General features: G+C 65.1%; 20 protein-coding genes and 1 riboswitch. Of the genes, 14 read left to right on the top strand and 6 right to left on the bottom strand.

What is annotated here, in order from left to right; genetic code table 11:
- Positions 1 to 70 precede the first annotated feature (70 nt).
- From FHS48_RS10625 to FHS48_RS10615, 3 genes are all read left to right on the top strand, one after another.
- Positions 71 to 487: a Fur family transcriptional regulator gene (locus FHS48_RS10625; protein WP_184263541.1), complete on the top strand. Its 417-nt coding sequence runs from the start codon at positions 71 to 73 to the stop codon at positions 485 to 487.
- 207 nt (positions 488 to 694) lie between these two features.
- Positions 695 to 1,486, top strand: coding sequence for a GNAT family N-acetyltransferase (locus tag FHS48_RS10620; protein ID WP_184263540.1), 792 nt, complete (start codon positions 695 to 697; stop codon positions 1,484 to 1,486).
- A 5-nt stretch (positions 1,487 to 1,491) separates the two neighbouring features.
- Entirely contained in the window at positions 1,492 to 2,298 is an 807-nt protein-coding gene (locus tag FHS48_RS10615; RefSeq protein WP_184263539.1) for a lysophospholipid acyltransferase family protein, read from the top strand.
- Between the two features lie 80 nt (positions 2,299 to 2,378).
- On the opposite strand, the gene FHS48_RS10610 is transcribed toward FHS48_RS10615, so the two are convergent.
- A complete protein-coding gene (locus FHS48_RS10610) occupies positions 2,379 to 3,806 on the bottom strand; it encodes an L-serine ammonia-lyase (protein WP_221443463.1) in 1,428 nt (475 codons plus the stop codon).
- A 150-nt stretch (positions 3,807 to 3,956) separates the two neighbouring features.
- A riboswitch (glycine riboswitch) is annotated at positions 3,957 to 4,049 on the bottom strand.
- A gap of 155 nt (positions 4,050 to 4,204) precedes the next feature.
- Here FHS48_RS10610 and FHS48_RS10605 point away from each other — a divergent pair.
- The 3 genes from FHS48_RS10605 (at position 4,205) to modB (ending at position 6,373) form a co-directional block, all read left to right on the top strand.
- Positions 4,205 to 4,579, top strand: a complete 375-nt coding sequence (locus FHS48_RS10605; protein ID WP_184263655.1) for a winged helix-turn-helix domain-containing protein — start codon at positions 4,205 to 4,207, stop codon at positions 4,577 to 4,579.
- A 158-nt stretch (positions 4,580 to 4,737) separates the two neighbouring features.
- Positions 4,738 to 5,490 (top strand): molybdate ABC transporter substrate-binding protein, encoded by a 753-nt coding sequence (gene modA / locus FHS48_RS10600; protein ID WP_184263538.1) that lies wholly within the window; start codon positions 4,738 to 4,740, stop codon positions 5,488 to 5,490.
- A 169-nt stretch (positions 5,491 to 5,659) separates the two neighbouring features.
- The gene (gene modB / locus FHS48_RS10595; protein ID WP_184263537.1) at positions 5,660 to 6,373 is read left to right on the top strand and encodes a molybdate ABC transporter permease subunit; all 714 of its coding nucleotides are present in this window, start codon (positions 5,660 to 5,662) and stop codon (positions 6,371 to 6,373) included.
- Here modB and FHS48_RS10590 read toward each other — a convergent pair.
- The gene (locus FHS48_RS10590) at positions 6,363 to 7,919 is read right to left on the bottom strand and encodes a glycoside hydrolase family 17 protein (protein WP_184263536.1); all 1,557 of its coding nucleotides are present in this window, start codon (positions 7,917 to 7,919) and stop codon (positions 6,363 to 6,365) included. The two genes, modB and FHS48_RS10590, sit on opposite strands and share 11 nt — an antisense overlap.
- Positions 7,920 to 8,074: 155 nt before the next feature.
- Here FHS48_RS10590 and FHS48_RS10585 point away from each other — a divergent pair, with 155 nt between their 5' ends.
- The 3 genes from FHS48_RS10585 to bioB all read left to right on the top strand — a co-directional run bounded on the left by FHS48_RS10585 (position 8,075) and on the right by bioB (position 10,197).
- On the top strand, positions 8,075 to 8,686 hold the full coding sequence (locus FHS48_RS10585; protein WP_184263535.1) for a class I SAM-dependent methyltransferase: 612 nt from the start codon (positions 8,075 to 8,077) through the stop codon (positions 8,684 to 8,686).
- Position 8,687: 1 nt separating this feature from the next.
- Positions 8,688 to 9,014: a hypothetical protein gene (locus tag FHS48_RS10580; protein WP_184263534.1), complete on the top strand. Its 327-nt coding sequence runs from the start codon at positions 8,688 to 8,690 to the stop codon at positions 9,012 to 9,014.
- A 115-nt stretch (positions 9,015 to 9,129) separates the two neighbouring features.
- Positions 9,130 to 10,197: a biotin synthase BioB gene (bioB, locus tag FHS48_RS10575; RefSeq protein WP_184263533.1), complete on the top strand. Its 1,068-nt coding sequence runs from the start codon at positions 9,130 to 9,132 to the stop codon at positions 10,195 to 10,197.
- Positions 10,198 to 10,304: 107 nt separating this feature from the next.
- Here bioB and FHS48_RS10570 read toward each other — a convergent pair whose 3' ends face one another.
- Positions 10,305 to 12,269, bottom strand: a complete 1,965-nt coding sequence (locus tag FHS48_RS10570) for a methyl-accepting chemotaxis protein (protein WP_184263532.1) — start codon at positions 12,267 to 12,269, stop codon at positions 10,305 to 10,307.
- A 180-nt stretch (positions 12,270 to 12,449) separates the two neighbouring features.
- Positions 12,450 to 14,420, bottom strand: coding sequence for a methyl-accepting chemotaxis protein (locus tag FHS48_RS10565; protein WP_184263531.1), 1,971 nt, complete (start codon positions 14,418 to 14,420; stop codon positions 12,450 to 12,452).
- A gap of 271 nt (positions 14,421 to 14,691) precedes the next feature.
- Here FHS48_RS10565 and coaBC point away from each other — a divergent pair, with 271 nt between their 5' ends.
- From coaBC to FHS48_RS10540, 5 genes are all read left to right on the top strand, one after another.
- The gene (coaBC, locus tag FHS48_RS10560; protein WP_184263530.1) at positions 14,692 to 15,909 is read left to right on the top strand and encodes a bifunctional phosphopantothenoylcysteine decarboxylase/phosphopantothenate--cysteine ligase CoaBC; all 1,218 of its coding nucleotides are present in this window, start codon (positions 14,692 to 14,694) and stop codon (positions 15,907 to 15,909) included.
- A 22-nt stretch (positions 15,910 to 15,931) separates the two neighbouring features.
- Positions 15,932 to 16,393: a dUTP diphosphatase gene (gene dut / locus FHS48_RS10555; protein WP_184263529.1), complete on the top strand. Its 462-nt coding sequence runs from the start codon at positions 15,932 to 15,934 to the stop codon at positions 16,391 to 16,393.
- 16 nt (positions 16,394 to 16,409) lie between these two features.
- On the top strand, positions 16,410 to 16,865 hold the full coding sequence (locus FHS48_RS10550; RefSeq protein WP_184263528.1) for an RrF2 family transcriptional regulator: 456 nt from the start codon (positions 16,410 to 16,412) through the stop codon (positions 16,863 to 16,865).
- 100 nt (positions 16,866 to 16,965) lie between these two features.
- On the top strand, positions 16,966 to 17,925 hold the full coding sequence (cysK, locus tag FHS48_RS10545) for a cysteine synthase A (RefSeq protein WP_184263527.1): 960 nt from the start codon (positions 16,966 to 16,968) through the stop codon (positions 17,923 to 17,925).
- 94 nt (positions 17,926 to 18,019) lie between these two features.
- Positions 18,020 to 18,829, top strand: a complete 810-nt coding sequence (locus tag FHS48_RS10540) for a HesA/MoeB/ThiF family protein (protein WP_184263526.1) — start codon at positions 18,020 to 18,022, stop codon at positions 18,827 to 18,829.
- A gap of 83 nt (positions 18,830 to 18,912) precedes the next feature.
- On the opposite strand, the gene FHS48_RS10535 is transcribed toward FHS48_RS10540, so the two are convergent.
- On the bottom strand, positions 18,913 to 19,491 hold the full coding sequence (locus FHS48_RS10535; RefSeq protein WP_184263525.1) for a hypothetical protein: 579 nt from the start codon (positions 19,489 to 19,491) through the stop codon (positions 18,913 to 18,915).
- Between the two features lie 114 nt (positions 19,492 to 19,605).
- Entirely contained in the window at positions 19,606 to 20,955 is a 1,350-nt protein-coding gene (locus FHS48_RS10530; protein WP_184263524.1) for a TldD/PmbA family protein, read from the bottom strand.
- Positions 20,956 to 21,073 lie beyond the last annotated feature (118 nt).

Here is a 21,073-nt window from a genome sequence, read left to right as displayed (position 1 = left end):
TGCGGAGTGACATAGACATCAGCCCGGCTGCCCCCTCCGCAGCCGCAGCCAGTAAGGAAAGGGCCGTCCCGTGCCATCGAGAATCGAGCAGCTCTGCGTCGAAAAGGGCATGAAGATGACCGAGCAGCGCCGCGTCATCGCCCGCGTCCTGTCGGATGCCTCCGACCATCCGGACGTGGAAGAGGTGTACCGCCGCGCCACTGAAATTGATCCGAAAATCTCCATCGCCACGGTCTACCGCACCGTGCGCCTGCTGGAGGAAGCGGAGATTCTGGCCCGCCATGATTTTGGCGACGGCCGCGCCCGGTATGAAGAAGTGCAGGACGAACATCACGATCACCTGATCGATGTGAAGTCCGGCAAGGTGATCGAGTTCCACAACGACGAGATCGAGGAACTCCAGCGCCGCATCGCCGCCAGCCACGGTTTCAAGCTGGTCGGCCACCGGCTGGAACTGTACGGCGTTCCGATGGACGATCAGGACTGATCATCCCCCGGCGTTCCCCGGCCCGATGTTCCCCCGATTGCCATGAAAGGGCCACAGGTTTCTGTGGCCCTTTTGCCGTAAAATACGGTACATCTGATGGGCTTTTGCCCGGTGCCGCCTCCTGTCCGGGAGGGCGGGCATCCGATGATTCTATGCGTCCCACCCTCTGCGCGCCCGCATCGGGCCGCCGCACCGACAGGATAGACAATGGCCGCGTTTGATGCCCTGACCGAAGGGTCTCAGGAAATCCGTCTTGCCGAAAATGACCGTGAAATCGCTGCCGCACAGGCGCTCCGGTACCGTGTGTTCTACGATGAGATGGGGGCCAAGCCGACCGCCGGAATGGCTGCCGCCCTGCGGGACTTTGATGATTTTGATGCCGTCTGCGACCACCTGCTGGTGATCGACCGCAACCGTGGCAGCGGCGCCGACGGCATTGTCGGCACCTACCGCCTGATGCGGCGCAGCAATGTCGCCAAGATCGGCCGGTTCTATTCGGTTTCGGAATACGACCTGAGCCCGGTGCTGACCTATCCCGGCGAAATCCTCGAACTGGGCCGTTCCTGCGTCGATGCCGCCTACCGCAACAAGCTGACCATGCAGTTGCTGTGGCGCGGGATCGCCGCCTATGTGTTCCATCACAAGATCGAGCTGATGTTCGGCTGTGCCAGCCTGCACGGCATCGACCCGCAGAAGCTGGCCCTGCCGCTGTCGTACCTGTATCACTATCACCGTGCGCCGGAGGCCCTGTGCCCGAAGGCCCTGCCGGACCTCTACACCCCGATGAACCTGCTGCCGAAGGAAGAGATCAACCCGGTGCGGGGGCTGGCATCGCTGCCGCCGCTGGTGAAGGGCTATCTGCGGCTGGGCGGCTTTATCGGCGACGGCGCGGTGATTGACCGCCAGTTCAACACCACCGATGTCTGCGTCATCGTCAAGACCGACATGGTCTCGGACAAATATTACAAGCACTACGACCGTACTGCCCGCCCGGAATAAGCCTGATGTTCTCTGTCCTCTCCGCCGCCGTGCGGCTGCTGCTGTACGTCCTGTGGACCCTGCTGATGCTGCCGGTGTACTGCACCGCACTGGCGACCAAAACCGGCTACCGGAAGATTTCCTGCTTTTACTGGCGGATGACGGCGGACCATGTGCTGCGGATGAAGGTGGTGGTGCGCGGCAACATTGCCCCCCAGCGCCCGCTGCTGTGTGTTGCCAATCACGTCAGTTATCTCGACATCATTGCCCTCGGCAGCTTTGTTGAAGGCAGTTTCGTCGCCAAGGCCGAGGTGCGCGGCTGGTTCGGCTTCGGGTTTCTGGCCCGGCTGGCCCGCACGGTGTTCATCAACCGCCGCCAGTCGGCCGCCGCCCGTAGCCGTGACCAGATCACCGATGCCCTGCGCCGGGGCGAACCGCTGATCCTGTTCCCGGAAGGCACCTCTTCTGACGGCAACCGGGTCCTGCCGTTCCGCAGCAGCCTGTTCAACGTGGCGGAGCAGGAGGTTGACGGCCAGCCGGTGACGGTCCAGCCGATCTCCATCGCCTATACCCGCCACTGGGGGGTGCCGATGGGCTACGGCCTGCGGCCGCTGTATGCCTGGTACGGCGACATGGATCTGGCCAGCCACCTGTGGGAGGTGCTGGTCGAAGGCGGCTTCACCGTCGAAATCGACCTGCTGGAACCGATGACACTGGCCCAGTGCGGCGACCGCAAGGCACTGGCCCGCCAGTGCGAGGCCGCCGTCCGCCGGGGCATGAACGGAGCCCTGACCGGCCACCCCGTCACCCTGAGCACCGAAACCGGCGAATAAACGCAGCCCGAACAGCAACAGCCCCGGATCCGTTCCGGGGCTGTTGCTGTTTCAGGAACCGGGACTGACGTGCGGGGGCGTCAGCATTCGACGACGTTGACCGCCAGCCCGCCCTGCGAGGTTTCCTTATACTTGCTCTGCATATCCAGACCGGTCTGGCGCATGGTTTCGATCACCCGGTCCAGCGAGACTTTATGAGTACCGTCCCCGCGCAGGGCCAGACGGGCGGCATTGATCGCCTTGACCGCCCCCATGGTGTTGCGTTCGATACAGGGCACCTGCACCAGCCCGCCGATCGGGTCACAGGTCAGGCCGAGATTGTGCTCCATACCGATCTCGGCGGCGTTTTCCACCTGCGCCGGGGTGCCCCCCAGCACCGCCGCCAGTGCCCCGGCCGCCATGGAACAGGCCACCCCGACTTCGCCCTGACAGCCGACTTCCGCCGCCGAGATCGAGGCCCGGGTTTTGTACAGCGCCCCGATGGCCGCCGCCGTCAGCAGAAAATCCTGCACCCCGCTGGCGGTCGCGCCCGGACAGAACCGCTCGTAATAGGCCAGCACTGCCGGAATCACCCCGGACGCCCCATTGGTCGGCGCGGTCACCACCCGGCTGCCAGCGGCATTCTCCTCGTTGACCGCCAGCGCATACAGATTGACCCAGTCGAGCACGGTCAGCGGATCGCGCATCCCGGCTTCCGGCTTGCCGACCAGCTCCCGGTACAGGTCGTTGGCCCGCCGCCGCACATTCAGGCCGCCGGGCAGGATCCCGGTCTGGGCACAGCCCCGGTCGATGCAGGAAATCATCGCATCCCGCACCCGCTTCAGGAAATCGCGGGTCTCGGCCTCCGGCCGCCAGACCAGTTCATTGGCCAGCATCACCTGCGCAATGCTTAAGGACTCGCGCTCGCAGATGTCCAGCAGCTCCGCCGCCGAGCTGTAGGGGTAAGGATGGAAGACGTTGGATCCCGGCGTGATCGCCGCATCCTCATCCCCATCCGCGACCACAAAGCCGCCGCCGACGGAATAATAGTCCTGTTCCCGCAGCAGCACGCCGTCGGCATCAAAGGCCTGAAAGCGCATGCCGTTGGGATGATCGGGCAGCACATCGGCGTAATGCCACAGCAGGTCCTGCGGCTCATTGAAGGCAATGTCCTTTTCCCCGGCCAGCCGCAGGCGGCCGGTGGTGCGGATCGCCTCGACAATCCCCGGCGCGGCATCGGGGTCCACCTTGCTGGGGCGCTGGCCGGACAGGCCGAGCAGAACCGCCTTGTCGGTGGCATGGCCGACCCCGGTCAGGGCCAGCGATCCGTACAGCCCGGCCTGCACCCGGACCGTCCGGCCCAACAGGCCCCGGCGGATCAGCCCCTGCGAAAAGCGGAACCCCGCCCGCATCGGCCCGACCGTATGCGAGGACGACGGCCCGATGCCGATGGTGTAGAGATCAAACACACTGAGGTTGGTGGCTGCGCCAGCGGCAGACGGCGGCACAGCGGCCGGAACGGTTTCCAAGACGGCATCTCCCCATCGCGGGCGATACGCCCACGGTCTGGATGATGCCCCTCTCTGTCCTTTGACCTGAGACATTCCCGGCCGATCCGGGTTGACCTTCGGTGGAGCTGTCTCCGGTCCGAAAACCGGCAGCCCTCTCTCCAGAGCCTCAATTCGCCTGTAGTACGGGGGCCTGAGAGGTTCCGGGGCGGTTGCTCCTTCGGCGTGATCCGGCCGGGCCGGTCACTCTCCCACAGGGGTCGTCTGAGGTATCATCATGTGATTACAATGAGCCGGGATTTTCCCGGCTCCGGTCACGCTACGGGGCTTGCCATCCCCCGTCAAGGGGGCGAGAGTCAGATGCAAAATCACTGATAGACTGACAGTTACAGCCCCCTCCCCCAGCCCGGAGACCGATGATGCCCCAGCCCGCCCCTTCCCGCCTGCGCCCCCGCCTGCGCCTGAAGGACGGCCCGGTGCTGGTGCTGGGCCCCGGCCGGGTTGACCTTCTGGAGGGCATCAAACGGACCGGCTCCATCTCCGCCGCCGCGCGGGAGATGGACATGTCCTACCGCCGGGCGTGGCTGCTGGTGGACTCCCTCAATCTCAGCTTCCGCACCCCGCTGGTGGAAAGCGTGACCGGCGGCCAGCGGGGTGGCGGGGCCCATCTGACCGCCGCCGGGGAACAGGTGGTCGCCCTGTACCGGCAGATGGAAGACGACACCCGCCGCGCCATTGCCAGCGCACAGGCGGCGCTGGAAGCACTGCTGCCCCCCGGCTCTCCTGATCCCTGATCCCTGCCTCCTGCCCCTTCCCCACCGGCAAAAGCAAAGACGGATCCTGTTGGCAGTCCGGCGGCGCTTACCCTTGCCACCCGCTATATCCGCCTGTATATCAAAAAGCGTTATAGTCAGGCGGATATAGAATACCGCCCTCTCTCCGGGAGTCCGAGATGGCCAAGCGTTCCTTCCTGTCCCTGATCGCCGCCGTGCTGATCGGCGTCAGTGCCCAGACCGCTCACGCGGATGTGCTGGTGTTTGCCGCCGCCTCCACCAACGAGGCAATGACCGAAGCCGCCGCAGCCTTCAAAGAGCAGACCGGCATCCCGGTGATCACCTCCTTCGGATCGAGCTCCACGCTGGCGAAACAGATTGAACAGGGCGCTCCGGCACAGGTGTTCCTGTCCGCCAATGTGGAATGGGCTGACTATCTGGAAAAAGCCAACGCCCTGAAGGCCGGGGGCCGGGTTGACTATCTCGGCAACGCGCTGGTGCTGGTCGCCCCGGCCGGATCGAAGGCGGTTGATCTGGCCACCACCCCGATTGCCACCCTGCTGAACGGTGGCCGTCTGGCCGTCGGCGATCCCGATCACGTCCCCGCCGGGCAGTATGCCAAAAAGGCCCTGACCGCCCTGAAGCAGTGGGAGGGTCTGGAGCCGCAGCTGGCCCGCGCCAGCGACGTGCGCGGGGCGCTGGCACTGGTGCAGCGGGGCGAGGCCCCCTACGGCATCGTCTACAGCACCGATGCTGCCAGCCTGAAGGATGTTGCCATCGTCGCGACCTTCCCGGCGGACAGCCACCCGAAGATCGTCTACCCGCTGGCCCTGACCAAGGCCGCTGATGGCGATGCCGACCGCTTTGCCGCCTTCCTGCAACAGGACAGGACCCGGGCGATCTTTGCCCGGTACGGCTTCACCCAGCCCTGATCCGGGACCTGTCCCGACACCCCATCAGGCACCCGGAAGGTAATTCCGGGTGCCTGATGCTTTTCATGGCCGCAGGGGGCAGGCCCGGTTACAGTCAGGCCGCTCCGGTCTTCAGCCGCTGAAACCGTATCCTGCTCTTCTGGCCTGCCTCTCCGGGATTTCCGCGTCGATGGACAGTTCCCTCCTGACCCCGCTGACCCTGTCCGCCACAGAGGCCGAGGCGGTGCGCCTCAGCCTGCGGGTGTCGCTGTGGGCGGTCAGCGGCAGCCTGCCTCTTGCCCTGCTGTGCGCCTGGGTGCTGGCCCGCCGCAGCTTTCCCGGCAAGGTCCTGCTGGATGGGGTTATCCATCTGCCACTGGTCCTGCCGCCGGTGGTGGTCGGTTATCTGCTGCTGCTGCTGCTGGGGCGGAAGGGGCCGGTTGGCAAGATCCTGCTGGAAACCTTCGGGGTGACGCTGGCCTTTACCTGGCAGGGGGCCGCCGTCGCCGCTGCGGTGGTCAGCTTTCCACTGCTGGTCCGTGCCCTGCGGGTGTCGCTGGAAACCCTTGACCCGGGTCTGGAAGCCGCCGCCCGCACCCTGGGGGCCGGGCCGCTGCGGGTATTCCTGACCGTCACCCTGCCCTTGATGGCCCCCGGCCTGATCGGCGGCACCATTCTCGCCTTCGCCCGGTCCCTGTCGGAATTCGGGGCCACCATCACCTTTGTGTCCAACATTCCCGGTCAGACCCGCACCCTGCCGGTGGCCCTGTACACCGCCGCCCAGACCCCGGGCGGGGACTGGGCGGCGTTACGGCTGTGTGTTCTGTCGGTCTGTCTGGCGTTTGTCGCCCTGCTCGCCTCGGAAGGTCTGAGCCGGTTCCTGAAGCGTCGGATCAGCGGGTAAGGCAGGAGGCCCGGCACCGCAGCAGCGCCGGGACCGCCAGCAGCAGGGCGGACAGTGCCCAAGCCAGCGCATCGTCGTTCTTAAAGGTCTCCAGCACCACCACCCCGGCGGTCATCGCCACCACGGTGGCCGCCAGCCAGCGGTCTTCCGGCCGTTCCGGCACCACCGCCGCCGACCGCCGGACCAACACCAGCAGCAGCATGGCCACCGCCACCCCGAGAATCGCCGTTGCCGGGAAATCACGGTAGCGCCCGCCGAAGGCCAGCCCGACCGCCGTCACCGTGGTGGAGAACAGGGTCAGCCGGTACAGCCATCCGGCCAGCCCCGACACCACCGGCTCCGCCTGACGCAGCAGCGACAGGAACACCACCGGCCCCAGAACCGCCAGCGCAATCGACGCCCCATGTTCACCCCACTCCAGCGGGGAGCGGGCAGAAAAGACGGCATGACGGACACAGAACACCGCCAGCACCCCGGCGGCCAGCCCCCCGGACAGGCTGATCAGCCAGCCGGTGGCATCGGCCTTCCGTCCCCCGGTCAGGGCGGCGGCAAGACCGATCCCCAGCCCGACGGCAACAGACGCCAGCAGCCAACGCAGCCAGTCCGCCACTTCAACCACCGGCCCGGTCAGCGTCACCTTCGGGGTTCCGCCTTCGCCCAGCACGCCCCAGAAGCCGCCGGTGGTGCCTTCCAGCTGGCGCTTCCACGGCTGGTCGGTGGCCTCGATCAGATTGGCCCGCCAGCCTTCGGCGGTGGTCATCTGCAACACGCCGCGGATGAACCGGGTTTCGTTGACCAGACTGGCTTCCGCCGCCTCGCGCTGACGCCCGGTGGACGGCCAGCCGATTTCCCCGACCAGAATTTCCTTGCCCGGAAACTCCGCCGCCATCTGGTCATGGATCTGTTTCACATGGACCAGCGCCTCGCTGATGTCGGACGGATCATCTTCCCAGTACGGCAGAAGATGGATGGTGATGAAGTCCACCGCGTCCTTCAGCGCCGCGCCATGGCGGCGCCAGAACTCCCAGACATCGGCGTAGGTCACCGGCTGCTCGACCCGGGCGTTGACCTCGCGGATATAGGCCGCCAGCGGTTCCGCCGCCTGTTCCCGGCGCAGCAGCACCTCGTTCCCGACAATCACCCCGGTGATGGTTTTCGGATAGGCGTGGGCCAGTTCCACCACCTTCTCCAGTTCCTTGCGGTTGGCGGCATCCTCGGCCCCGATCCACAGCCCTTGCAGAACCGTCATCCCCAGACGCTCGGCAACCGCCGCAACCTTGTCCAGACCATTGCTGGTGGCATAGGTGCGGACGCAGGGGGTGAAGGCCGACAGATGCCGCAGGTCTTCCTCCAGCCGCTGTTCACTGACCATGAAGGTCTTGTCAAACGGGGTCTCGCTGCCCCGGAACGGGGCATAGGACACACACTGCGCCCGGGTGACCGGCGCATCGGGCACCGCCACCGGCTGCCCCAGCCGCACCCAGCTGCCCAGCGCCACCGCCGCGCAAACCGTCAGAACCGCTGCCACAAAACCACGGCCGATCATGCGTCGCCCCTGTCATAAGAAAGACTGTCTGGTCCGGGTTGCTTACGGCAACCCCGGCTGCCGGAAAAGCGAAAACTTGCATCCCCTGCCCCGGTCCCGGCATTTTAGGGGCAGGCCGCCCGGTCTGCCGCGTTTTTCCGCTGAAAGGGTTCCCGATGTCCGCCTTCTGGGATGGTAAGTTTTCCGGTGATGCCTACGCCTATGGCACCGCCCCCAACGCCCACCTGCTGGAACAGGCCGATCACCTGTTTCTCGGCGCAAAGGTGCTGGTGCCGGGGGATGGCGAGGGGCGGAACGGGGTGTGGCTGGCCCGGCAGGGGATGGACGTGCTGTCGGTCGATGGCTCCGCTGTCGGGCTGGACAAGGCCCGCCGCCTTGCCGCCGCCAGCAACGTGCCGCTGAAAACCCAACAGGCCGATCTGTTGGCGTGGGACTGGCCGGAAGCCGCTTTTGACGGTGTGGTCTCCATCTTCCTGCATTTTTCCGCCGCCGACCGCCCGCGGATGCATGCCGCCATGGCCGCCGCCCTGCGCCCCGGCGGCATCCTGATTCTCGAAGCTTTCCGGCCCGGCCAGCTTGAATACAGCAGTGGCGGCCCCAAAGACCCCGACCTGCTGTACCGCGCCGAAGACCTGCGCGCCGATTTTGCCGGACTGCGGATTGATCTGCTGGAAGAGGGGGACTGCGTCCTTGACGAAGGGCCGCTGCATCAGGGCCCGGCCGCCACCGTCCGCCTGATTGCCCACAAGCCTTCGGAAGGGATCTGACATGACAGACCAGACCCTGTTGACCCGCGTTCTCACCCACAATCCGGCGGTGCGGGCTGCCCTTGAGAAAGTCTATCCCGGGGTGATGACGTGCCCGGACTGGATGACCCTGTCCGACGCCCTCGGCAACGGGGCCGTCGATACCGTGGTTTCCGCCTTTCTGGGCAACAAGTCAGAACGGGTGATGCTGGCGGCCCTGCTGATGAAGGCTGACTTCGCCACACAGGCGGTGGAGGTCAGCGGCACCTTCTGGGTGGCGTGGGGCGGGCTTGACCGCCGCAACCGGGGCCTGCTGCTGGCCCTGCTGGACGAGGATCTGGAAGACTGACCCCCGGCCCCCGATCCCCCCACCGGCGGCAGGGGTGTGTGTCGGTTGCCGCTCCGGGCCGCCTGTGTTACAGCCTGTGTCAACGATCCGTAATGACTCTTGCCGGAACCCGCGCATGACCGTCCACACTCCCGCCCCGCATGCTCCGTCTTTGGCCCCGTCTCCGGTCCTGCCCGCCGTGCTGGCAACCGGGGACGGCAGCAGCCGCGACTGGACCCAGCCACGCCATGACTGGACCCGCGAGGAGATCGAGGCCCTGTTCGCCCTGCCGCTGATGGATCTGCTGTATCTGGCGCAGACCGTGCACCGCGCCTGGTTTGATCCCAACAGCGTCCAGCGCTCGACGCTGGTTAACATCAAGACCGGGGCCTGCCCGGAAGACTGCAAGTACTGCTCGCAGTCCCGCACCGCCAAGGCCAAGCTGAAGATCGAACCGCTGATGGGCGTCGAGGAGGTCCGTCAGGCCGCCGTGCGGGCCCGCGACACCGGGGCCACCCGCCTCTGTATGGGCGCGGCGTGGCGATCCCTGAAGGAACGTGACCTGCCGGTGATCGTGGATATGATCAAGGCGGTCCGCTCCGAAGGCCTCCAGACCTGCATGACGCTGGGCATGCTGAAGCCGGAACTGGCCGATGCCCTGCGGGAAGCCGGTCTGGATTACTACAACCACAATGTCGACACCTCACCGGAACATTACGGCAAGATCATCGGCAGCCGCACCTATCAGGACCGTCTGGATACCCTGAAGGCGGTGCAGGATGCCGGGATCAAGGTGTGCTCCGGCGGGATCGTCGGTCTGGGCGAAAGCCGTTCCGACCGTGCCGGTATGCTGCACACCCTGTCAGCCCTGTCGCCGCACCCCAACAGCGTGCCGATCAACATGCTGGTCAAGGTCGAAGGCACCCCGCTGGCCGATGAAGGCATCACCAGCGATGTCGACGACATCGAATTCATCCGCACCATCGCCGTTGCCCGCATTCTGATGCCGCGCTCGGTGGTCCGCCTGTCGGCCGGGCGTCATGCGATGTCCGTCAGCACGCAGGCGCTGGCCTTCATGGCCGGAGCCAATTCGATGTTCTACGGCGAAGAGCTGCTGACCACCGAAAACAGCGCCATGACCCGCGATAACCAGATGTTCGAGAAGCTGGGCATCACCGCCATGGCCCAGAATCGGAACGACTGAGAAATCCACGACCGAGTGCTCTGGCCGTTCCGGTCATGAAAAAACGGGGGCATGAAAAAACGGGGGAAAGCATCGCTTTCCCCCGTTTTGCATCAAAAACCCGATCCTCAGTTCTTACGGATGTAATCCAGGAAGTTGCCGACTTCCTTCGACAGGTCGCTGGCGCGGTCGGTCAGGGTCAGCGCCGCGGCATGCACCTGCTTTGACGCACTCTGCGCATTATCGGCCACCGTCACCACATGGGTGATGTCCTCGGACACCTGCGTGGTGCCCTGCGAAGCCTGCTGGACGTTGCGGCTGATTTCCTGCGTCGCCGCGCTCTGCTCCTCGATCGCCGAGGCGACCGTCACCGCGACGGTATTAACCTGATCAATGGCATGGCGGATCTCGTTGGTCGCCTCGACCGTCGCCCGGGTGGCAATCTGCACCGCCTGAATCTGGCGGCCGATCTCCTCGGTGGCGCGGCTGGTCTGCTGAGACAGTGCCTTGACCTCATTGGCCACCACGGCAAACCCCTTCCCGGCATCCCCGGCACGGGCTGCCTCGATGGTGGCATTCAGGGCCAGAAGGTTGGTCTGGCTGGCGATGTCATTGATCAGGCTGACCACCTCACCGATGCTGACCGCCGACTGGTTCAGGGTGGCAATCGCCTCCTGCGCCCCTTCGACCCGGGTCACCGCCTGCGACGACAGCACCGAGGCATCTTCGATCCGCTGCGCGATCTCGCTGATCGACGCCGTCAGTTCCTCCGCCGCACTGGCCACGGTCTGCACATTGGCCCCGGCCTGCTCCGCCGCGCTGGCCACACTGGTCGACCGCGTCCCGACCTCCTGCGCCGTATCCTGCAACAGCCCGGACAGCTGTTCCAGCTCCTTCGCCGCAACGGTCACCGCCCCGGCGACATCCTGCACCTTGCTCTGGAACTGGTCGGCCATCTGGACGTACTTGGTCACGTCTTCCCAGTTCAGCATCGGGCCGACATAGGTGCCTTCCTGATCGAAAATCGGGATCACCGTATTTTCGATCACCAGACCGCCGAGGGTAAACTTACCCTTATAGGGCAGCTTGGACGGATCCCGCAGCATGCGGTCGAGAAACTCTGAACGCTGATGGAAGCTGGTGATCGGCCGCCCCACCACCTCCTCGGCCTTGCAGCCGAGGGCATCCTCGACCTGACGCAACAGCGCCAGCGCCGAGGAGTTGATGTAGGTGACCCGCAGATCCTTCGGTTCGCAGATCATCACCTTGGCGGGCTGCTCATCGACCATCTGCTTCAGCTCAAACGCCCGGATCACCGCACTGCGCAGGCCTTCAATCCCCCGCGCCAGTTCGCCGATCTCATCGCCGCGCGCCTGCCCGCTGACCCGGGTATTGGGGTGCCCGCCGGCGATCTTGCCCAGATCCACCACCAGCTGGCGGACCGACCGGGTGATATCCCGCGAGATGATCAGGGCCAGCACCGCCAGACCGACCATCACCACCGCGGCAAAAATCACCAGCGTGTTGCGGACCACCGCAAAGTGGGCTTCCAGATCGTCCACATAGACCCCGGCCCCGATCACCATCGGCCAGCCGGGAACGGTGCTGACATAGCTGATCTTGCGAAGATCAGCCCCGCCTTTCACCTTCGGGAACCAGTAGTCAACCTGACCTTCGCTCTGTGTCCGCGCGACATCGAGCATCATTTTGACATACAGATTGCCTTTCTGGTCCTTCAGCCCGGACATGTCAGTCCCGACCAGAGACGGATTCTGGCCATGGGCCAGTGCCTTACCACTGCCATCCAGAACGAACAGATAGCCGGTGCCGCCATCAAAGCGGACACTGCTGACACTGTCCAGCCAGCGGCGCTGAGCATCTTCCGGGGTCAGGGTGCCTGCCTTGACCGGGCCCGCCTGAAGGCCCTGCGCCATACTCTGGGCCCCCTGAATCACGTTGCGCAGCATGGTCACCCGGCCATCGACAAGGTCATCATGCAACACCGTCAGCGAGCGCCACAGAATCACCGTCAGCGCCAGAGCTGACAGCAGCAGGATCCCCAACAGTTTTAGACTGATTTTAATGCGGCCCATGGTAACGTCTTCCCCTCCGTACACGGACATATGATCGACTGCGTACCCGCGTTGATCATAGCGTTGTTGCAGGACAGGGAAAGTCATAAATAAAACTATATGTGTACTGTCACTGGGCAGAAGCATGTGCCGTGGTTTATCTCCGCCCCCGGCACACACCCCCTGATCATCCTCCAGTTTTTAATTATTCCGCATGTAATTCAGGAATTCGGCGACCTCCCGGCGCAGACTGTCGGAGCGGTGAGTCAGTCCGGTTGCCGCCTCCTGCACCCGCATTGCCGCCTCTTTTGCCTCAGACGCCACCTGCACCACAGTGGTGATATCGGTGGACACCTGCGTGGTCCCGGTCGAGGCCTCCGCCACATTGCGGCTGATCTCACCGGTGGCGGCCGCCTGTTCCTCAATGGCGGCGGCAACGGCCGTCGACACCTGATTGACCTGATCAATCGCGTCCCGGATCTGCTCCGTCGCCTGCGTAGAGGTCCGGCTGGCCTGCTGCACCCCCTCAATCTGGCGGACGATATCCTCCGTGGCCCGGGCAGTCTGGGTGGCAAGGGATTTGACCTCATTGGCCACCACCGCAAAGCCTTTCCCGGCCTCTCCGGCCCGGGCGGCCTCAATGGTGGCATTCAGGGCCAGAAGATTGGTCTGGCTGGCGATTTCGGAAATCAGCCGGATCACCTCGCCGATGCTGGCCGCCGAGCGGTTCAAAGAGTCCATGGCCTCCTGCGCCGCCCCGACCCGCTCAACGGCCTCCTGCGCGGTCCGGGTTGACTGCTCCACACTCCGGCCAATCTCGTTGATCGACGCCGACAGTTCCTCTGCGGCACTGGCGACGGTCTGCACATTCACGCCCGCCTGTTCCGCCGCCGCCGCGACGCTGGCCGAACGGTCCCCGACCTGTTCCGCCGTCGCCTGTAGGGCAGTGGACAGGCGTTCCAGATCCTGCGCCGACTCGGCAACGGCATCGGAGACCGCCTGAACCTGTTTCTGGAAGTTATCGGCCATCTGAACGTATTTGGTGGCATCGTCCCAGTTCAGCATCGGCCCGATATATGCGCCATCCTGATCGTAAATCGGGATCACCGTGTTTTCGATGACGTGATCCCCCATACTGAACTTGGACCGCAGCGGCAGGCGGGACGGATCCCGCAGCAGGGCATCAATCTGGTCTTTATGACGGCGGTGGAAGATCGACACCGGCTGCCCGACCACCTCATCGGCCTTGCAGGGCATCAGATGTTCCACCCGGCGCAGCAGATCCATGCTGGCCTTGTTGACATAGGTGATGTTCAGGGTTTCGCGGTCGCACAGCATCACCCGGGCCGGTTGCTCATCCACCATCTGGTTCAGCTGGAACGCCCGGCGCACCGTCTCCCGCAGGGCGATGATGGCGCGGCTGATTTCCCCCAGTTCGTCCCGCCGTCCGGTCGCCGGGATCGTGCCCGGAATCCGTCCCTCGGCCAGCGTGCCGATTGCCCGGCTGAGCCCGGAAACCGCGGCGACGATGTCATGGGAAATGCTCCAGGCCAGCAGCAGCGCCAGAACCACCATGACCGCCACCGCAATCACAAAGGTCTTCACCGCCGTAGCGAAAGCGGCATCGACATCATCAACATAGACACCGGTGCCGATCACCACATTCCAGTCAGGCACCTTCATCACGTAGCTGACCTTGCGCAGCGGCTCTTTCTGGCCGGGCTTGGGATACCAGTAATCAACCCGGCCCTGCCCGTCCTTCAGGGCAACCTCCACCATCTTCTGCACGAAGAAGGTGCCGGTCTGGTCCTTCAGGCCCGCCGCACTCTGGCCGATCCGGTCCGGTGCCACCGGCATCACCAGATAGATCACCTTGTCATCGACAGCAAAAAAGTATCCGGTGCCGTTGTCATAGCGCATGGCGCTGACGGTCTCCCGCCATTGGGCCTGCACGTCCGCCAGCGGACGCCCGGCCTTCTGCACCTGCTCTTTGTGCAGGGTCTGCGCCAGCGTTACCGCCCCCTGCACCACATTCCGCAGCATGACCACGCGGCCGTCGATCATGGCGTCGTACTGGTTTTTCAGGGCGAACCCCACCAGAACCAGCAACGGCAGCAAAATCCCCAGTGTCATTGCCAGAAGTTTTGCCCGGATCGACCACAGACGTTTCATGCGTTCTCTCCCGATTGTTCGGCCCGGTCGGATCTTCCTGACGGAAGCAGCTTCGACGCAGCGCAACATTTGCATTATTCCAATGCATTAAGATGGAATAATATTATAAAAACAACATCCTTCCAAGCTTTTCCCACCTGCCCTGCCGGAGTGTTCCGGCTGCGCAGAAAACACATTCATTTTCGTGTTGTTTTTATTGATATACGCACCACATAAGTATAATAAGGTCTTCAGACCATCCATAACCGTCCCGACGACAGGGGGAAAGCGGATGTCCACTCCGCAGCGCGTACTGCTGATCATCACCGGTGGAATCGCCGCCTATAAAAGTCTGGATCTGATCCGCCGCCTGCGGGAGCAGGGGGTTGCCGTGCGCTGCGTGCTGACCGAAGGGGCAACCCAGTTTGTCACCCCCCTCAGCGTCGCCGCCCTGTCGGAAGAGAAAGTCTATCAGGATCTGTTTTCCCTGACCGATGAGGCTGAAATGGGCCACATCCGGCTGTCGCGGGAAGCCGATCTGCTGGTGGTCGCCCCCTGCACCGCCAATATGATGGCGAAGATGGCGGCCGGTCTGGCCGATGACCTTGCCTCCACCGTGCTGCTGGCCACCGACAAACCGGTGCTGATCGCCCCGGCGATGAACCTGTATATGTGGGCCAGTCCGGCGACACAGGCCAATCTGGCCACCCTGCAAAGCCGGGGGATCCGCGTCGTCGGCCCCGGCAGCGGTGTGCTGGCCTGCGGTGAGGTCGGGGCCGGACGGATGAGTGACGTCCCGGATCTGGTTCAGGCGATTCTCGCCGCCCTGCGCCCGGTGGAGAAACCGCTGGCCGGAAAAACCGCCCTTGTCACCAGCGGCCCGACCCACGAGCCGATTGATCCGGTGCGCTATATCGCCAACCGCTCTTCCGGCAAACAGGGGCACGCCATCGCCGCCGCTCTGGCCGACCTCGGGGCCGATGTCACGCTGGTCAGCGGGCCGGTCACGCTGCCGGACCCGGCAGGCGTGCGGGTGGTGCGGGTGGAATCCGCCCGGGATATGCTGGCGGCCTGTCAGGCTGCCCTGCCCGCCAGCGGCCTCCTTGATGTGGCCGTCTGCGCCGCCGCCGTCGCCGACTGGGGGGTGGATGTCGCCCCGCAGAAACTGAAGAAGCAGGACGGTGCCGCCCCGCCCGCCATCGCCCTGCGCCCCAACCCGGATATTCTGGCCACCCTGTCCGCTGCCGGGCCGCAGCGGCCCCGGCTGGTGGTCGGCTTTGCCGCCGAAACCGAATCCGTCATCGACCACGCCGTCGCCAAGCGCGCCCGCAAGGGCTGCGACTGGATCTGTGCCAACGATGTGTCTTCCGCCACCGGTACCTTCGGCGGCGACCGCAACACCGTGCACCTGATCAGCGCCGATGGCGTGGAAAGCTGGCCGGACCTGCCCAAAACCGACGTTGCCACCCGGCTGGCACGCCGGATTGCCGAAACCCTGATCTCCCCCTGATTCATTCCGGATCCCGATCACCATGACTTCTGCCGTCACTGTTTCCGTCGTCCGCCTGCCGCACGGCGCTGACCTGCCCCTGCCGTCCTACGCCACCGCCCATGCTGCCGGGATGGACCTGCATGCGGCGCTGGAAGCCCCGGTGACGCTGGAGCCCGGGGCCTGGGGCCTGATCCCGACCGGGCTGGCGATTGCCCTGCCCGACGGCTACGAGGCGCAGGTCCGCCCGCGCTCCGGCCTTGCCGCCAAGAATGCCGTCACCGTGCTGAATGCCCCCGGCACCATCGATGCCGATTACCGGGGCGAGGTGAAGGTGATCCTGATCAACCACGGTCAGGCCCCGTTCGTGATCGAACACGGGATGCGCATTGCCCAGATGCTGATCGCCCCGGTGACCCGCGCCGTGTGGGCCGAGGTGGCCGATCTGTCGGAAACCGAACGTGGGGCCGGGGGCTTCGGCTCCACCGGCACCACAACCCTGTAAGGCCGGAGATCCGCCGATGCTTCGCCCCTCCAAAAAAATGCTGTTCGCCATCGAAGCGGTCCTCGATATCGCCTATCACGCGGGCGGGGAACCGGTGCAGAGCCGCGAAATCACCCGGCGGCAGGAAATTCCCCGCCGCTATCTGGAACAGACCCTGCAACATCTGGTGCGGTCCGGGGTTCTGGTCGGGGTGCGCGGCCCCAAGGGCGGCTACCGGCTGGCGCGGGAGCGGCGGCGGATCACCATCGGTGAAATTGTCCGCGTCATGCAGTCGCTGGAAGAGTCGGAAGATATCTATCAGGATCTGCCGGGGTCGCCGCTGGGCCTCGGCGTGGTCCGCCCGATGTGGCAGGACCTTCAGGAAGACCTGATGCAGCGCCTTGATACCATCACCATTGATGACCTGTGCATGAAAGCGTGGCGCGACGGCGTCGGCAGCGAAGCCGAGGAAAAGATGGATTTCACCATCTGACGCCCCTTGCCCTGCCCGCCTGAAGACCACATTTTGCGGTTCAAACGCCACCGATGCGTGGTATTATATCTTAAATTCACACCCAGATCAGGGGAATTAAATGACTGAGACCACCGCTTCCTTCCGTGGCCGGATTTATGACGATATTCTCGCCACCATCGGGGCCACTCCGCTGGTCCGCGTCAAGCGGCTGGCCGCCGATGCCGGGGTTAAGGCCGATATCCTCGGCAAGTGCGAGTTCTTTAACCCGCTGGCCTCGGTGAAGGACCGCATCGGTCTGGCCCTGATCGAAACCCTGGAAGCCCAGGGCAAAATCACCCCGGGGGCCACCATCATCGAGCCGACCTCCGGCAACACCGGGATCGCGCTGGCCTTCGTCTGCGCCGCCAAGGGCTACAAGCTGATCCTGACCATGCCGGAAAGCATGTCGATCGAACGCCGCAAGATGCTGAAGCATCTGGGTGCGCAGATCGAGCTGACCCCGGCCGCCAAGGGCATGAAGGGCGCCGTCGCCCGCGCCGAGGAACTGGCGCAGGAACTGCCGAACGCTATCATTCCGCAGCAGTTTGAAAACCCGGCCAACCCGGCAGTGCACCGCGTCACCACCGCCGAGGAAATCTGGGCCGACACCAACGGCGGCGTTGATGTGCTGATCTCCGGCGTCGGCACCGGCGGCACCATCACCGGCGTTGGCGAAGTGCTGAAGGCCCGCAAGCCCGGCGTGAAGGTGATCGCGGTGGAACCGGAAGACAGCCCGGTCCTGTCCGGCGGGGCCCCCGGCCCGCACAAGATTCAGGGCATCGGCGCCGGTTTCGTGCCGGGCGTGCTGAACACCGGCGTGTTTGACGAAGTGATCCAGATCGGCAACGAAACCGCCTTCGCCACCGCCCGCAAGGCCGCCAAACTGGAAGGCCTGCCGGTCGGGATCTCCGGCGGGGCCGCACTGGCGGCGGCGCTGGAAGTGGCGGCCCGTCCGGAGTTCGAAGGCAAGCAGATCGTCGTGATCCTGCCGAGCTTCGCCGAACGCTACCTGTCGACCGCCCTGTTCGAAGACGCCTGATCGGCTCTCGACAGGCACCGGTTTCCGGTCCATATCGGGGGGAGGGTCCAGCCGGACCCTCCCCTTCCGTTTTTCCGGGACAGAGACCCTTCTGATGTCATTCAGCGAAGAGCAGATCCGCCGCTATGCCCGCCATATCCTGCTGCCCAATGTCGGCGGTACCGGGCAGGAAAAGCTGCTGGCGTCGAAAGTGCTGCTGATCGGGGCCGGGGGGCTGGGGTCGCCGCTGGCGGTGTATCTGGCCGCCGCCGGGGTCGGCACCATCGGCATCGTCGATGACGACACCGTCGATCTGTCCAACCTGCAACGCCAGATCGCCCATACCACCGACCGCATCGGCATGGCCAAGACCGCCAGCGCCGCGCAGGCGATGCAGGCCATCAACCCGGACATCACCGTGCACCAGCACCGCATGCGGCTGGATGCCGGAAATGCCGCCGAGCTGTTTGCCGGATACGACCTGATCGCCGATGGCTCCGACAACTTCGGGACCCGTTTTCTGGTCAACGATGCCGCCTTCTTTGCCCGCAAAACACTGGTCAGCGCCGCTATCCTGCGCTTTGACGGCCAGTTATCCACCTACAAACCCCATGCGGGCGGCCCCTGCTACCGCTGTATCTTCCGCGAGCCGCCGCCGCCGGGCCAGATCCCGTCCTGCGCCGAAGCCGGAATTCTCGGTGCGGTCGCCGGGGTGATGGGCACCCTACAGGCGACGGAGATCCTGAAGGAACTGCTGGGCATCGGCGACAGCATGGCCGGACGCCTGATGATTTATGATGGCCTGTCCGCCGCCTTCCGCACCGTGCGGGTCAAGCCGGACCCCGGCTGCCCGCTGTGTGGCCCGGCCCCGACAATCACCCATCTGCAACAGCCGGAAGAAGCCCCGGCCTGCGGCCTGCCATAACCCTCTCCTCCCCCTTTTTCCCCAAAGCAAACGGGCCCCGCACGACCGTGCGGAGCCCGTTTTGCATACCGGCCACCGTGTGATCAGCGGGAATTCTGGCGGCGGTTATAAGCCAGCTGGTCCGGGGTCAGCTGGAACCCGATATAGACCGGCATGTCCTTGGTCTTCATGTCCTTGAGCGGCAGGGTCAGGCGGACTTCCTCATCCCGGACCATCATGGTGACCACATTGGTCTGCGGATACTTGAACTGCACCGGCATCACCTGCTTGGCCGACTCCGCCGGATAGAAGGCAGGAATCGCAACAAAATAGTCCATCCTGTTGTCCGGCGCGGTTTCCGCCGGGCCTTTGCTGATGGCGAACAGCACCTTCATCCGCATGTTGATGGTGGTGCCTTTTTCCTTGTCCTTCACAAAAGTGCAGTCGCCGGTGTAGTCGGCGATTTCCACGGTATAGACCACGTCGGTCAGATCGCGGCCCGGACCATCGCGGAACACCGTCATCTTGGCGGTATCGCGGTCGATCCGCACCTGCGGGCAGGCCTGTCCACCGCTGGGATCATCCTTCTGGGCGAGGGAGCAGGCGGAAACCGTCAACGCCAGCCCCGCAACAGCCCCGACGCGCAGCATGGCCCCAACGTGCCCGACGGACAGGTTCAGCATTGTCATCTCCTTACGCTCCGGCGGCAGAGGATCAGTCCGCGCCGCCGCATCCCGCAGCAACCGGCCTTGGTGTATCCGGTTTCCCGCATCAGGGCAACCCGACCGCAGCCGGGGTCAGCCCCCCGCCACCGTCATACCGTCAATCCGCAGGCTGGGCGCATCGGTCCCATGCCGCAGGTCCAGATCGCTGGCCGGAGTCAGGGAGCGGAACATGTCCTTCAGGTTCCCGGCAATCGTCACTTCGTTGACGGCATAGGTGATCTCGCCGTTCTCAATCCAGAATCCGGCCGCCCCGCGGGAGTAATCCCCGGTCACACCGTTGACCCCATGCCCGAACAGATCAACCACCAGCAGGCCTTCCTTCAGCTCCCGGATCATCTCTTCCGGGCTCTGGGTCCCGGCCTCCATCCACACATTGCTGACCCCCGGCGACGGGGCCGAGGAGGTGCCACGGGCGGCGTGGCCGGTGCTGGCCAGCCCCAGCTGGCGGGCAGAGCGCAGATCCATCACCCAGGTGGTCAGCACCCCGTTATCAATCAGGGCCCGGCGGCGGTTGGCAATGCCTTCGGCATCGACCGGGCGGGACCGCAGCCCCCGGGCCCGGTGCGGATCCTCGATGATCGACACCCCCGGCGCGAACACCTCGGTCTCCAGCGCATTCTTCAGGAACGAGGTCCCCCGGGCGATGCTGGCCCCGTTGATCGCCCCGCACAGGCTGCCGACAATGCCCCGGGCCATGCGCGGATCAAAGATCACCGGCACCCGGCAGGTCTTGATCCGCCGCCCACCCAGACGGCGCACCGCCCGTTCCCCGGCCCGGCGGCCGATCAGGGCGGCATCCTCCAGATCCGCAACATAGACCGCCGTGGTGTAGTCGTAGTCGCGTTCCATGCCGCTGTCGCCGTCCCCGGCCAGCGCCACCGCCGACAGGGACGACCCCGACGACCAGTAGCTGTGGGCAAACCCGTTGGAGGCCACCACCGACACCAGAGACCGTCCCCACGAGGCTTCCGCCCCTTCGGAATTGGTGACGCCGGACACCGACCGCGCGGCATCCTCCGCCGCCGCCGCCATGGCAATCAGCTGGTCCGCCGTCAGTTCAGTCGGGTCATCGCCGTCAATATCCGGCATCGTGGTCGCCAGCTGATCCGGGTCGGCCAGACCGGCGAAGGGATCTTCCGGCACCGCCTTCGCCATGGCAATCGCCCGCTCGACCAGCGCCGACAGCGCCTCGCGGCTGCGGTCGCCGGAGGAGACGATCGCCTGCCGTTTGCCGATCAGCACCCGCAGGCCGATATCGCCGCCTTCCGAGCGTTCCAGCGTTTCCAGCTGACCCAGCCGCCATGCCACCGACACCGACTGGCCATCCACCAGAATGGCATCGGCGGCATCAGCCCCGGCCCGGCGGGCATCGGCGATCAGATCTTCCAGCAGGGACAGGGTGTTGGCAGAGGCGTCGGACATGAAAGCTCCCGGTACGGACGGCACAGTCAGGACCGCCACTCTGCCCCAAACAATGCCGCGAGAAAACCGCTATCTCTCCCCTCGCATTCCGGCGCCGATCGCCGTATGGTCCCCGGCC

The sequence above is a fragment of the Novispirillum itersonii genome, assembly GCF_014205675.1.
GTDB lineage: Bacteria > Pseudomonadota > Alphaproteobacteria > Rhodospirillales > Rhodospirillaceae > Novispirillum > Novispirillum itersonii_A.
The sequence above is the reverse complement of the archived record's forward strand: the minus strand, read 5'-3'. Positions and strand labels throughout refer to the sequence as shown.